This window comes from uncultured Cetobacterium sp. (assembly GCF_947038635.1).
Classification (GTDB): Bacteria; Fusobacteriota; Fusobacteriia; order Fusobacteriales; family Fusobacteriaceae; genus Cetobacterium_A.
Window position 1 is genome coordinate 1 of record NZ_CAMQXC010000058.1, and the last position, 13,013, is coordinate 13,013.

The 13,013-nt window shown below is 27.5% G+C and carries 16 protein-coding genes; 6 read left to right on the forward strand and 10 right to left on the reverse strand.

Annotated elements, in window-relative coordinates; translation table 11 throughout:
- On the reverse strand, positions 1-1,366 hold a 1,366-nt coding region (locus Q0V08_RS06860), incomplete at its 3' end, for a mechanosensitive ion channel (protein ID WP_297433286.1).
- Between the two features lie 213 nt (positions 1,367-1,579).
- Here Q0V08_RS06860 and Q0V08_RS06865 point away from each other — a divergent pair.
- The 4 genes from Q0V08_RS06865 (at position 1,580) to Q0V08_RS06880 (ending at position 3,435) form a co-directional block, all read left to right on the forward strand.
- Positions 1,580-2,140, forward strand: coding sequence for a YiiX/YebB-like N1pC/P60 family cysteine hydrolase (locus tag Q0V08_RS06865; RefSeq protein ID WP_297433288.1), 561 nt, complete (start codon positions 1,580-1,582; stop codon positions 2,138-2,140).
- Between the two features lie 76 nt (positions 2,141-2,216).
- Positions 2,217-2,789, forward strand: a complete 573-nt coding sequence (locus Q0V08_RS06870; RefSeq protein ID WP_297433290.1) for a hypothetical protein — start codon at positions 2,217-2,219, stop codon at positions 2,787-2,789.
- Between the two features lie 68 nt (positions 2,790-2,857).
- Entirely contained in the window at positions 2,858-3,157 is a 300-nt protein-coding gene (locus Q0V08_RS06875) for a hypothetical protein (RefSeq protein ID WP_297433292.1), read from the forward strand.
- A gap of 23 nt (positions 3,158-3,180) precedes the next feature.
- Positions 3,181-3,435 (forward strand): hypothetical protein, encoded by a 255-nt coding sequence (locus tag Q0V08_RS06880; RefSeq protein WP_023050879.1) that lies wholly within the window; start codon positions 3,181-3,183, stop codon positions 3,433-3,435.
- A gap of 12 nt (positions 3,436-3,447) precedes the next feature.
- On the opposite strand, the gene Q0V08_RS06885 is transcribed toward Q0V08_RS06880, so the two are convergent.
- The gene (locus Q0V08_RS06885) at positions 3,448-4,032 is read right to left on the reverse strand and encodes a DUF4269 domain-containing protein (protein ID WP_297433294.1); all 585 of its coding nucleotides are present in this window, start codon (positions 4,030-4,032) and stop codon (positions 3,448-3,450) included.
- A gap of 328 nt (positions 4,033-4,360) precedes the next feature.
- On the opposite strand from Q0V08_RS06885, the gene Q0V08_RS06890 reads away from it, so the two are divergent.
- A complete protein-coding gene (locus tag Q0V08_RS06890; RefSeq protein WP_297433296.1) occupies positions 4,361-4,729 on the forward strand; it encodes a hypothetical protein in 369 nt (122 codons plus the stop codon).
- A 142-nt stretch (positions 4,730-4,871) separates the two neighbouring features.
- On the opposite strand, the gene Q0V08_RS06895 is transcribed toward Q0V08_RS06890, so the two are convergent.
- The 3 genes from Q0V08_RS06895 to gltS all read right to left on the reverse strand — a co-directional run bounded on the left by Q0V08_RS06895 (position 4,872) and on the right by gltS (position 7,444).
- Complete coding sequence (locus Q0V08_RS06895; RefSeq protein ID WP_297433298.1) at positions 4,872-5,303, reverse strand: hypothetical protein; 432 nt, start codon at positions 5,301-5,303, stop codon at positions 4,872-4,874.
- Between the two features lie 117 nt (positions 5,304-5,420).
- Positions 5,421-6,218, reverse strand: coding sequence for a glutamate racemase (gene murI / locus Q0V08_RS06900; RefSeq protein ID WP_297433300.1), 798 nt, complete (start codon positions 6,216-6,218; stop codon positions 5,421-5,423).
- Between the two features lie 26 nt (positions 6,219-6,244).
- Entirely contained in the window at positions 6,245-7,444 is a 1,200-nt protein-coding gene (gltS, locus tag Q0V08_RS06905; RefSeq protein WP_297433302.1) for a sodium/glutamate symporter, read from the reverse strand.
- A 293-nt stretch (positions 7,445-7,737) separates the two neighbouring features.
- Between gltS and Q0V08_RS06910 the strand changes: the two genes are divergently transcribed.
- Positions 7,738-8,277, forward strand: coding sequence for a DUF308 domain-containing protein (locus tag Q0V08_RS06910; RefSeq protein WP_297433304.1), 540 nt, complete (start codon positions 7,738-7,740; stop codon positions 8,275-8,277).
- Positions 8,278-8,337: 60 nt separating this feature from the next.
- Here the strand turns inward: Q0V08_RS06910 and Q0V08_RS06915 are convergent, their stop codons facing one another.
- Genes Q0V08_RS06915 through Q0V08_RS06935 form a run of 5 tightly spaced genes read right to left on the reverse strand, consistent with a single transcriptional unit; the run spans position 8,338 to position 12,904 of the window.
- On the reverse strand, positions 8,338-9,237 hold the full coding sequence (locus Q0V08_RS06915; RefSeq protein ID WP_297433306.1) for an LD-carboxypeptidase: 900 nt from the start codon (positions 9,235-9,237) through the stop codon (positions 8,338-8,340).
- Positions 9,238-9,251: 14 nt separating this feature from the next.
- Positions 9,252-9,791 (reverse strand): spore maturation protein, encoded by a 540-nt coding sequence (locus Q0V08_RS06920; protein WP_240218347.1) that lies wholly within the window; start codon positions 9,789-9,791, stop codon positions 9,252-9,254.
- Positions 9,791-10,420, reverse strand: a complete 630-nt coding sequence (locus tag Q0V08_RS06925; RefSeq protein WP_297433308.1) for a nucleoside recognition domain-containing protein — start codon at positions 10,418-10,420, stop codon at positions 9,791-9,793. Before Q0V08_RS06925 ends, Q0V08_RS06920 begins: the two co-directional genes overlap by 1 nt.
- Positions 10,421-10,436: 16 nt before the next feature.
- On the reverse strand, positions 10,437-11,885 hold the full coding sequence (locus Q0V08_RS06930; protein ID WP_297433310.1) for an ABC transporter permease subunit: 1,449 nt from the start codon (positions 11,883-11,885) through the stop codon (positions 10,437-10,439).
- Positions 11,886-11,941: 56 nt separating this feature from the next.
- Positions 11,942-12,904: a thiamine ABC transporter substrate-binding protein gene (locus Q0V08_RS06935; RefSeq protein ID WP_297433312.1), complete on the reverse strand. Its 963-nt coding sequence runs from the start codon at positions 12,902-12,904 to the stop codon at positions 11,942-11,944.
- Positions 12,905-13,013: the final 109 nt, after the last annotated feature.

The window sequence follows — 13,013 nt, forward strand, 5'->3', positions numbered from 1 at the left end:
CTGCTAAAGCTCCAACAGTAAATCCAAATGCTAGATTTATAATCTCATTAGCTATTCCCATCTGTCTTAGTCCCATAGCTCCAACAAAAACTATTATGGCTATTTTTGCAATACTAGCTATTTGATCTTTATTTGCTAAAGATGTATTTTTAATTATTTTAGCTGCATAGTTTGCTATTACAATTCCAATTGCTATAACTATAACACCTAGTAGGATATCACCTAGTAAAACTGTTAATCTTAAACTTAAATCTTGTAATGATCCAAAATTTAGAATCTCTATTGATTGAATTATTGCAAAATATATGATTAAAATTTTCGAGAATTTTCCAACTAATTTAGAATAATTATTTTCAATAGTTTTTAATCCAGCTTTTTCAAGATATGAATCAAACTTTAAACCAATCAGTAAATTTGTTATTATGTTTTCAATAATTCTTCCAAAGTATAGTGCAACAACTAAAACTAATGCTACACCTACTAAATTTGGAACATAGTTAAATAAAATATTTAACATACTTATTACTGGCGATATAATTATATCTAATCCTAAATAATTTAAAGACGCTGAGAACACTGGTATCAATACTAATACATAAACTATATTTGCTATAACACTTGAAAGTTTTCCTTCAAATAAAACTTTTCCATCTATACTTAATTTTTCATCAAGTTTAAAAGAATCTAAAACTCCTTTTAAAATATCTCTTAATTTAGATGCTATGAACCAACCTACAACTAAAACTAAAGCAGCTGCAACTAAACTAGGAACATAATTTAAGAATTTAGTTAACATATCAGTTATTGGAATAAGTATTTTATCCAATTTTAATGCTGCTAAAACACCTGGTAAAATAAGAATAAATATTACTAATGAAATAATTTCACTAAATATTTTTGATAAAGATATTCCATTTTCATTAGAATGTATCTTTTCATCAACTTTCATCTTTCTAAAGAATATTTCAGAGAACTTTTGAGAAAGTTTTGCTAAAATAATTGCAACTATTAAAAGTACTATTCCTCCTAATACATTAGGAATATATGAGAATATTGGATCTAAAAGATTTAAAATTGGATTTACTAATCTGCTAAATCCTAGTTTTTCCATTATTATACCTATTATAAAAATCACAAAGATATAGTAGATAAATTTAAGAAGTATCTTTATTGCAGAAGTACTTGTTCCACCCTCTTTTCCAGTAATTTCATGCTCTAAGTTAGAAAAAAGTTTAGTTTTAGTTAAAACATGTTCTAACTTACTCACCACAACTGATGCTAAAGCTAACCCCACTAATAGTATAATAATTGATGCAATGATATTAAGTGTTACATTGTTGAGAATTAAAAGCTTAATCTCTTCCATTTTTTACCACCCTCCTATTTCTTCTAATTTATTTATAATCAGGCAAATTATAAATATTGCTATAAAAATTGTTATTGATAAGACCATATTCATCACTCCCTAATTAATTTTATTTATAGCCTTTTTTACTACTATTTTTTAACTTTTCTTTTTTTAATGTTTACTTTTTTATGTTTTTTGTGGTATTACTAATAATGCAAGGAGGTGGATAAATTGAATTATAAATTTATTAAAAAAATGTTTTTCTTTATTTTTTTATTACTTATGATTATCGGATGTTCTAATAATCCTTATCAATGGGAATCAACTCAAGTTGCTATTAATAATTCATATAAGTTGCAAACAGGAGATATTATTATTAAAGATAAACTAATTACTGATCCTATTTCTTGGTTAGGACATAGCTCTGTTATGATTAGTGATACTCACATTGGTGACTTTCCAATGCCTGGAAGTGATTATTATACAATTAGTGTTAGAGCTTGGCTCAATGAACCTGAGCGTAAAGTTATCGTTTTAAGATATCCTCAATTTAATCAACAATTTAAAGAGGCATTTTTAAAAAATGTAGAAAAATATGGTCATGGTAAGTACAGGACATCTTTCTTTAAAAATAATGATACTGATTTCTATTGTTCTAAATTTGTTTGGTTTTTATTTTCAAAAACTGCTGAAGACTTAGGTTATAATTTAGATTTAGATTCTAACAAAGGCCCTATTGTTTTTCCATATGATTTCTTAAATTCAAAAAATTTGAAACAAGTTATTCTTTAGTCATTTTAATTTATTGACCTCTTATTTTAAAAGTTGTATAATTATAAGAAGTTTTAATTACTAAAAGGAGAAATTAATGGATAGGCAAGTTACAATTGAATCAGTTAAATTAGTTGAACAACTGAAAAAAATATTCCCTAAGGATGGATATCATCTTATCAGTTTACAAGAAAAGTTTTACATTTGGGAAAAACATATGGATATTTCAAAAGATAAACCTGTTGAGGAGTATGATACTGGAGTAAAAACAAGAGATTTATTAAACTCAAATGAAAAAAAGTTTTATGAAAATCTATATGGTAATATAAAGCCTGAAAATCTTATAAATTTTAATTTAAAACCAAAATTAATTGAAAATAGTGATGAGGTTCTTAGTAAAACTCTAATTTTAGGAGAGGATTTTATAAATCCTAAAAATCAAAGAGTTTTAAAGTTTACTTTTCTAAATTTTAGAAATTATGATGTTGAAGAGTTAAAAAAGAAAAAACTTTCTGAACAAGACTTTATTGATTCTTTAGTAAATAGTTTTTATCCAGACAGTGTTGATGAAATAGAAATAGATGAACCAGGATATTATTTTTTTGAAACTGAAAAAATTGTTATTCCAGGTATTATTATTTTAACTGCTTCAATACTTTTCATGGTTTAAAGATTTTTAAAGGATTTAAAAGATATTTTATGTATATAATTATATAAATCTATTGCGGAGGTTTTATTATGTATTATAGAGAATATTTTTTTTATCTAAAAGAAAGATTACCAGAAAAGTGCTATGAGGTGCTAAAAGAGTGTTATAAAACACAAAAAAATGATATAGAAAATAATTTTAAACTATTACACAACTCTATAGTAAAAGTTGAAACTGTAGATATTTTATTACCAATTAAAGAGACTTATTATCACATGAATTATGAAATTCTTTTGAGAGAAGAACTTATAATGAAAGATGATTCAAGAGAGAACCGTTACAAACTTGATCGTTTTGGTATATATCTTTTACACTATTTAAATGATTAAATTTAAAAATAAATGGAGGCACTATGAAAGAAGCAAAGAGCTTTGCTGATACCTTATATCTTTTAATGGAGGATTTTGAATACACTATTCCAGAACTAGAAGATGATATTTTTTCACTTTTACGTGATGATTTTCAACTTACACTGACAGAGGAAAATAAACACCTTTATTTTCTTTTAGAGAGTTCTAATTTAGATCAAAATATTAAACTTAATGTTGAAAGAGTTGAGTATGATGGAGAAGAGTTCTTTATTGTGTCATCTGTAAAGGTAGCTTAGGGAGTAGTTAAACTACTCCCTTTTTTCATATCCCAACTCTTTTAATTTATCTACTATCTCTTCATCACTTAAAAATTCTAAATTCAAAAGTTCTTCATAAGGATTACCATTTAATTTTAAAAGTTTAGCAAAAGCTGGCTCTGTTTTTATTCCACTTTTTTTTAACGCAACTATTTTTTCTTTAAATTTTAAACTACAACAACTTAAAATTCTCTCTTCAATAATCATATGTCTATATCCATTTGTTTCAAAAGAACTAACTTTTGAGGCGTATATTTCAATTTCTATATTATCTACAAAAAAATTAATTACAACAACTCCAGTAGTTGAAAATGTATCTATAATTTTAAAATTTTTAAATTGAGAGAAATTTTTAGTGCTAATATTTTTTAAGCTATCTTTATTTTTTAAATTGATTTCACATACAATATCTAAGTCACTTTTATCCACATCAACTCCAATTGGTATAGTTCCAACTAAAATTGGATTAAATTCCTCTAATATTTTAAATATTTTTATATTTTTTAATATTTTATAACTTTGCTTTTGTTTTAAATTCCCAACTTTTAAATACTCTACATCTTTAAATTTTTCCATACACAACTCCATTTTCGTTTATTTTTTAATTATTAAGTTTTTTTTACAAACACTTTTCTTGTTAAATTTTACTATTTAAAAACAAATTTGACATTTATATACATTTATAGTACTATATCTGTGAGACCGAATTTGATTGAATAGATCTATATACCCCCCAAAATCTATTTTAATCTTTTTTATTTTTTAACACTCCCCCGTGTTAATAAAAAACTCCTTTTCCCCAAAAGGAGTTTTTTTTATTCTCCAATAATTTTAAAATAAAAAAGGAAATAAAAATTTTATAAGAATAATATTTCAGAAGTTTAGAACTATAGGAGGTTTATATATGAAAAAATTACTTTTAAGCTTAACGGTTTTATTATCACTTACAGCTTTTGCTAACTCTAAAGAGGATATGATTGAAATGGGGTTAATGAATAAGTTTCCTGCTTTAACAGATGGTAAAACAACTATCAATGTTCATGAATATGATGTTGATTTAGATCACCATAAAATAGAACTAAAAGTTGAATTAAAGGGTGATGCTTCAAAAGATGAATATGATAAATTAGATAAAGCAAAATTAGAAACACTTGCTGCTGAAATGGCAAAATATACTCAAACTGAATCAGGAAAAACTCTTCCAGTTTATGTTGAAATCGAACTAGATAGAGATATGCTTCCAGATGAAGTTTTATATAAAAATACTTTTTAAATAAAAATTAAACTAAAAAGGCAACTTTCAATGCTGAATCATTGAAGTTGCCTTTTTTTAAAATCTAATACCCCCGTATTTACATATATATTATCATATTTTTAAACTAATTTCAAGTTATTTGTTCATTTTTTGTAGTTTTTTACTCAAAATCATCTATTAAAAAGTTTTTTTTAATCCTATCTGATATTTGGTCGAAATAAATCGACTTATCTATATAACAATCTATAAAATTTTCATCCAAAATATTATAATTCTCCAATCCTTCTAACAAATCTGAACGATTAATAATCAATCTATCTTTAAAAATTTCATTGATATATTTTTTTATATCTTTAGCTGAAAAAATAGATATATATTTATCAAAAAATAGATGCAAACTATTTTTTGTATAATTTTCATAAATCTCCACTGCATCAGAGTGATTTTTTATATAGTTTATATTATCTACATATTTTTTAAACTCATCGATAGGAATTACAGATCCTGAGATATAAAATATACTGTCTATATAAACTAGATAGGGTTGTATCTTATATATTGTTTCTAATTTCTTATCTATTAAACTATTCATGTCTCTCCTCCTTCTTTAATCCCGTATCTGTTATTATATTCTACGAAATAGTTTATTCATTTCTTTTTTTTGAATAAAAAAAAGTAACAACATCATATTGTTACTTTTTCCAATTAACTATCCCATCAAAGGTTGATAAATATTAGAAAGTTCTTCACCTAAAAATCTTTCTCCTACTTTTTTAAATCTCTCAATATCTCCTGTTACGAAATAGTCTATATTTATTTTATCTTTTCTACTTTTTTTAAATCCATTTTTTAGAGCTAATTTGTTCAGTTCAAATAATACATACATAGCAGTTTCTTCTGCTGGATCTACTATTTTTTTATCTATTAACTTTTCAATTTCACCTCTTATTAAAGGATAATGTGTACAACCTAAAATCAAAGTATCGATATCTTTTGGTAATTGATCCACATATGATTTTAAAAGTTTCGTATTTCTATCATTATCTTCCCAACCTCTCTCTATCATAGGACAAAGAAGATCACAACCTTTTTGAAATACTTCATACTTTGGATTTAAACTTTTTATTACCTTTTCATAAACTCCACTTTTAGCAGTTAATGGTGTTGATAAAACACCAATTTTTTTATTTTTACTTTGCTTTATAGCCATAGCTGCACCTGGTTGTACTACTCCAATTATTGGAACACTAGTAAATCTATCTCTCAATGTTTCTAATGCTGCTGCTGTTGCTGTATTGCAAGCTATAACTATTATATCTACTTGATTATCTATTAAAAACTCACCTATCTTTAAACAAAGCTCTTGTATCTCTTTTACACTTTTACTTCCATAAGGGGAGTTCATACTATCTCCATAATAGATTACATCTGCAAAGTCTATTTTTTCTTTTATTTTTTTCAACACGCTTAATCCGCCAACTCCAGAATCAAAAACACCGATTTTCACTTTGCCCCTCCCTTTTTAATTATATTTTACTTTCCAAAAATATTTATAAATACTGTTATTAAAGAAGCATTAGTAAAGTCAATAAATAAAGCTCCTACTAAAGGTAATACGAAGAATGCTGTTGGCGATGGCCCATTTGCAGCTGTAAATGACTCCATATTTGCCATTGCATTTGGTGTTGCACCCATTCCAAATCCACAATGTCCTGATGCCATTACAGCAGCATCGTAATCTTTTCCCATAATTCTAAATGTTACAAAGTATGCATAAAGTGCCATTACTATTGTTTGAACTAAAAGGATAACTACTAATGGAATTGCCAATGCCGCTAACTCCCATAACTTCATAGACATTAAAGCCATTGCTAAGAATAGTTGTAAAGAGATATTACCAACAACGTTTATTGTATGTAATGGTAACTCTGTATCCTTATTATCTATAACGTTTCTTATAATAGCAGCTACTAACATTGGTCCAATATATGCTGGTAAAACTACTCCTATTTTCTTAGATAGAGGTATTAATAATCCTCCAATTCCCATTGAAATAACAATATAAACAATTGCATGGAAAAGATTCTCCTCTGTAATATGTTCTTTTACAACTTCTGTTGAATTTTCCTCTGGAATTAAGAATTCCTCCTCTTTATGTCCAACTAATCCATAACGTTGCATTAATCTTTTTGCAACTGGTCCTCCTATCATACATCCAGCAACTAGTCCAAATGTAGCTGAAGCTATTGCAACTGACATCGCCCCTGTTGCTCCTGCTGCTTCAAGAACTGGTCCAAATGCTCCAGAAGTTCCATGTCCTCCAGTTAATGGTACTGATCCAGCTGCTATTCCTAATAGTGGATTTAAACCAAAAAACTTAGCTAATGTAACTCCAACAAGATTTTGAATTATTACTAAAACACTTGCTACACACAAAAATATAAATACCTGAATACCACCCTTTTTTAATAGCTTTAAACTTGCTAAGAACCCTATTGTTGTAAAGAATGCTATCATTAAAAGATCTTTTAATGCTCCATCAAATGAGAATGTAAATGTTTGTGAAAGTCTACCAATCAATGTAAATACTGAAAATATTACTCCACCAATTACTGGAGCTGGTATAAAGAACTTTTCAAAAAAATTAACTTTTTTCTTAACCCATCTTCCAAGCAATAATAAAACAACTGCTACTGCTAAAGTTTCTGCCATGTTAAATTGATATTCAAACATAAAATCCCTCCTGCTATATTTTTGTACTTCATCTTGGCACAAGTATACTTCGCAAAAAGTACAATTACAAATATATAAATAATATATAATCTATTTCTTAAATATATACACGTTTTATATTCTATCTCTATTTGAGCGTTTTAGTCATTTTTTACCCGAATTTTGAAAAAAATTTTTTCTAAATAAACACAAAATGAAATTAACTTTTACATAAAAAAATTTTTTAAAGGAGATTTGTTATTTTAACAGAATAATAGGATAGAAGATAGTTTTATTTTTAAGGAGGGATTTTAATGCAAGAGTTTAACAAAAAAGTTTTTACCTATCTTTTAGTAACGGGAATTCTATTTAGTTTAGTTGGAATTTTTGGAATTTTCAGCCCCACTATATTTTCAGTATATTTAGTTGATATACTAGCAGCATTTTTCTTAGTTAGTGGTGTTAAAAACTTTACTAAAGGATTTCAATTTAGAAAGGTACCTAATTTCCACTGGGGGCTTTATATTTTTATAGGTGTTTTAGAGATAGTGATCTCTTTATCTCTATTTAGTACTCCATTTGCTAGTCAAATATATATGATTATATATGCTGGAATATTCATGATTTTTAAAGGAATATTTATTGTTTTAAATATTTTATTTAACAGAAAAATATTCCCAAGCTTAGTTGATTTTAGTTTAGGTTCTGGTATCATTGATTTATTATTTGGTGTGCTTTTAGTTGCACTACCATTCTTCTCTCAACAGTTTATATTCCTATGTATAGCTTGGTATATCCTGTTTAGTGGAGCAAACCTAATCTTATCAGCATTTTACTTTAAAAGATCACAATAATAATTTTTCAACCAAATATAAGTGAAGAGGGTAGAACTACTATAGTTCTACCCTCTTTGCTTATTTACTAACTATTAACTTTTCTTTTTCTCCATCTATTTCTAGAGTTTTACCAAACTCTAATGTTAACATAGGAGTACAATGACCTGATTTTAAATTATAACAAACTGGTTTCTTTAAATCTTTAAAATGACTATCAAAAACATCTTGTAAAGACATATCATCTTCACTTGATTTATCACAATTTTTAAAATCTCCCAGTACTATTCCAGAAACTTTCTCAAAAATGCCTAAGTTTTTTAACTGCCATAGCATTCTATCAATTTTATATGTTGATTCTCCAATATCCTCTAAAAATAGGATTTTATTTTCATATTCTAAATCAAACTCTGTTCCTAAACTTGATACTAAAACTGCCAAGTTTCCTCCAACTAGTTGTCCTTTTCCTTTTAAACTATTATAAAAATATAGCTTCTCATCAAAGTTTTCTATTGCATAACTTTCATCATCACTCATAACTTTTATAAAATCATTTAAAGTGTCCAAATTATAGTCCTCTGAAAAATTACTTACAGCCATTGGGCCATGAAAAGTATTTAAATTACATTTTTTGAAAAATGCCATATGTAAAGATGTCACATCACTGTAACCTATAAATGGTTTTGGATTATTTTTAATAACTTCATAATCTAGAAGCGAAAGCATTCTAATCCCTCCATATCCACCTCTTACACACATGATTGCATCTATATCTTTATCTTGAAAAAAATTGTTAATATCTGTAGCTCTCTCTTCATCTGTTCCTGCAAAAGAGTACCATACATTTTCTACACTTTTTCCAACTTTAATTTTAAAACCTAATTTTTCTAAGTTTTCAATAGCACTTTTTAATTTCTCTTTATTAACACTACTTGCTGGAGCAACTAATCCAATTGTGTCTCCTATTTTTAATCTTTTCATATAGTCATCACAACCTAACTAAACATTAGATTACAAATCCACACTGCTGCTAAAATTCCAGCTATATCAGCTAAAAGTCCTGCTGCAACTGCATGTCTTGTTTTTCTAATACTAACAGCTCCAAAGTAAACTGCTAAAACATAGAAAGTTGTTTCTGTCGATCCCATCATAACTGAAGCCATTCTTCCAATCATAGAATCTGGTCCATGAGTTATAAAGATATCATTTAGAATTCCAGTTGATCCACCACCTGAAAGCGGTCTCATAATAGCCATTGGTAAAACTTCTCCAGGCATTCCTATAAACTCTAAAATCGGGTTTAAATATTTTATTATTACATCTATTGCTCCTGAGCTTCTAAAAACTCCAATTGCCACTAACATAGCAACTAAAAACGGAATGATTCTAATAGCTGTGGAAAATCCCTCTTTTGCTCCTTCACAAAACACTTCATACACTTTCACTTTTTTTACAAAGTATGCATATGAAACTATAAATAGTATAATTAAGGGTATTGCATATAAAGATATTCTTTCCATTATAAGTGTAAACATTACTCATCCCCTCCTACAGCAACATCTGTTTTTACAACTGTTTCTCTTTTAAATGTAGGTAACTTTTGTAAAACTTTACATGATACAACTGCAACTATTGTTGAAATTGCTGTTGCTATTATTGTTGGAGCAATTATCTCTGTTACATTAGCTGAGTTTGCTGCTGCTCTATAAGCTATTACACTTGATGATATCAGAGTAACTGATGATGTATTTATAGCTAAAAATAGTACCATGGCATTTGAAGCTTCCTCTTTGTTATCATTTAATTCTTGTAACTCTTGCATAGCTTTAATTCCTAATGGAGTAGCTGCATTTCCTAATCCAAAGAAGTTTGCTGCTACGTTAGCTACAATACTTCCAACTGCTGGATGATCCTCTGGAATCTCTGGAAATAATCTTTTCATTATAGGTCTTAATCCTCTTCCTAAAGCTTTAACTAATCCTGCTTCCTCAGCAACTTTCATTAATCCTAACCAAAAGGCCATAATCCCAATAAGCCCTATTGCTATCTCCACTGCTGTTTTTGACGATGATATAACAGAATCTGTTACTGCTTGCACATTCCCTGTAAACATTGAAATGACAATCCCAATTAATATAAGTCCTAACCATATTGCGTTTATCATAGTTATTTCCCTCCCTTTATTCTTTTTCTGTAATTTTATTTGATAAATAAAATAATACAACCACTATTATTATATTTACAGATGACAATGCCGCCCCTTCTAAAAGCTTTTTATCTGAAAAAAGTGAATAGTTTACTAAAGCTATTGTTGGAAAATCTCTTCCAAGTTGCATTGAGTATGAAATTGTAAACTCTCCTAAAATTATTGCAAATATCTGTAAATAAGTACCTAAAAATACATTTTTTAAAATAGGACACTCTATTAATAAAAATGTTTTAAAAGGTGAAAGTGCATCAATTTTTGCTAAATCCAATATATCCTTTGGAAACTCTCTCACATATTGATACATAAATGAGTAAGCTATTGGAACTGTTACTAAGAAATAACCAATAACTAAAAGTATCCATAATTTTATATCATAAAGTATATTTACGTAGATTAAAGCAATTCCTAGAAATGCACTTGAAAATCCCATTGTAGAAAATACAATAGCACTTGTAACTTTAGTAAAGTTTTTAAGTAATAAATATGTAAAAATAATTACAAATATAGGCGTTATCGATGCTAAAAGTAAAGAGTTTCTAATACCCTGTAAAACTGGGTAATATGCGTTGAAATCACTAGAAAAAAGTTTATAAAATCCTTCTAAAGAAAAATTACCTGTATAATAGTTATAAAATCCATAAAATATTCCTATAAGAACAACTGAACACTCTAATAATAGATATATTATTGTCCAAGTTGTTGTAAATGTAGAGACTCTTTTCTCTCTAAAATCATCTCGTAACTCATAAGGTGGATACAAATCACCTAAAAGATTTAAAGCTATTAAAAAGAAAAATTGTACGACACCTAGTACAAGAGCTTTAGAAAAGTTTGCATCCTTTAATAGAGTATTTGCAATTTCAACCTCTAAATTAGAATATCTAATTCCTCCTAATGCTAGTACGATTCCAAAAGAAGCGAATGTATATATAAAAACTAGAAACATCCCTCTAAAAACTTGAGGAAACATAAGTGGAAGTTTAATTTTAAAAAATACATTAATCTCATTTAGACCATCTATTTTAGCTGCTTCAACTATATTTTTAGGTATATTTCGCATTCCCTCACTCAGATACTTTATCATAATTGGACTATTATAAAATACATTTGCAAGTATTATAGCTTTTAGTGTATATAAAACACTAAAATTTTTAAGAATTGGTAGATTAAATATAAGTGTAAATGCAACTACTGTTGATATGGTTGGAAAGAAAAATGGAATAAATATAAGTCCCTCTAATATTTTTGTCAGTGTATTTTTTCTATAACTCATATAGTAAGCTGGGATAATGGCAATTATCGTTGAAAAGATAACTGACAGTATCCCTTGAGTTAGAGATATTTTAAAAAGTTCAAAGTTTTCATAAAAACTTAAACTTTTAATCTCTTCTAAATGAAAAAAATCCTTTATAAAGAACATTAGAGGGATTACCCATAGAATAAGATATATATAACTATAGGTCTTATTTTTCCTCATTATTTTTTCAATACCTCAATTAGTTGCTTTTTCCAATTTTCCATATTTTTACTTACATACTCTGGATCTAATTTAACTATTTTATCCGTTGTAGGCACATATTTATAATCTTCTGGTAGCTTATAATCTATAACAGGGAACATATAGTTTTTCTCAAGAGCAATCTTTTGGAACTCAGGCTCTAATACAAAGTTTAAAAACTCCTCAGCTGATTTCTTTATGTTTTTCTTATTAACTAAAGCTGCTCCTTCTAAATAGATATATCCTCCCTCTTCAGGAATATAACTCTTATATTTATTTTCATTTCCATCTTGATAGAAGTATATAGAACTTGAAGCATATCCACTCATAATAGCTCCCTCTCCTACTGAGAATTTAGCAAAAGCATCTGACCATCCTGATGCTACAGTTAAAATACTTGGTTTTAAACTCTCCCAAAACTTTAACCAATTCTCACCATATACTCCTATTGTCCAAAGCATAAAACCTTCTCCAGTTGTCTCTCTAGGATCGATAACTAGTAACTCTTTTGGATATTTTTTTAAATCTTCAAAAGTTTTTAAATCTGCTTTTGTTTTATCATAGTTATAGTTTAAAGCTAACATTCCATAATCCATTGGAGTAACTGCCCACTCCTTATCAATTATAAACTCCTCTTTAGCAATGTTTCCAGCTGTTGTAGGTTTATAATTTTTTATAAGATCATCTTTTTTTGCCTCAAAATAACTTAAATCTGTTAGCCCCACTACAATATCAGCTTTTGGATTTTTCTTTTCTAACTTCATTCTAGGTATAACTCCATCAATAGGAATAAATTTTATACTTGCTCCTGTTTTCTCTTTAAAAAGTACACCTGCTGAAGTTTCAATCCACTTCATTGATTCTGGTCCATAAACTACGATCTCTTCCCCAAATGATACTAAACTCATTAAAAATAATCCTGTTAAAACTGTTTTTTTCATTTCATCCCCTTTAATTAGTTTAATTTTTTATAGTTTAATCTCTAAAAACTCACCAGACACCTTATAGTTGTCTATCTCTCCTAGATTATACAGATGATTTTCTACAATT

Bases quoted from the DNA above. Each gene is read 5' to 3' on its own strand.
- Q0V08_RS06935 (WP_297433312.1), bottom strand. From the start codon at position 12,904: ATGAAAAAAACAGTTTTAACAGGATTATTTTTAATGAGTTTAGTATCA.
- Q0V08_RS06920 (WP_240218347.1), bottom strand. From the start codon at position 9,791: ATGTTTACACTTATAATGGAAAGAATATCTTTATATGCAATACCCTTA.
- Q0V08_RS06910 (WP_297433304.1), top strand. From the start codon at position 7,738: ATGCAAGAGTTTAACAAAAAAGTTTTTACCTATCTTTTAGTAACGGGA.
- Q0V08_RS06930 (WP_297433310.1), bottom strand. From the start codon at position 11,885: ATGTTCTTTATAAAGGATTTTTTTCATTTAGAAGAGATTAAAAGTTTA.
- gltS (WP_297433302.1), bottom strand. From the start codon at position 7,444: ATGTTTGAATATCAATTTAACATGGCAGAAACTTTAGCAGTAGCAGTT.
- Q0V08_RS06875 (WP_297433292.1), top strand. From the start codon at position 2,858: ATGTATTATAGAGAATATTTTTTTTATCTAAAAGAAAGATTACCAGAA.
- Q0V08_RS06895 (WP_297433298.1), bottom strand. From the start codon at position 5,303: ATGAATAGTTTAATAGATAAGAAATTAGAAACAATATATAAGATACAA.
- Q0V08_RS06880 (WP_023050879.1), top strand. From the start codon at position 3,181: ATGAAAGAAGCAAAGAGCTTTGCTGATACCTTATATCTTTTAATGGAG.
- Q0V08_RS06915 (WP_297433306.1), bottom strand. From the start codon at position 9,237: ATGAAAAGATTAAAAATAGGAGACACAATTGGATTAGTTGCTCCAGCA.
- Q0V08_RS06890 (WP_297433296.1), top strand. From the start codon at position 4,361: ATGAAAAAATTACTTTTAAGCTTAACGGTTTTATTATCACTTACAGCT.
- Q0V08_RS06870 (WP_297433290.1), top strand. From the start codon at position 2,217: ATGGATAGGCAAGTTACAATTGAATCAGTTAAATTAGTTGAACAACTG.
- Q0V08_RS06885 (WP_297433294.1), bottom strand. From the start codon at position 4,032: ATGGAAAAATTTAAAGATGTAGAGTATTTAAAAGTTGGGAATTTAAAA.
- Q0V08_RS06925 (WP_297433308.1), bottom strand. From the start codon at position 10,420: ATGATAAACGCAATATGGTTAGGACTTATATTAATTGGGATTGTCATT.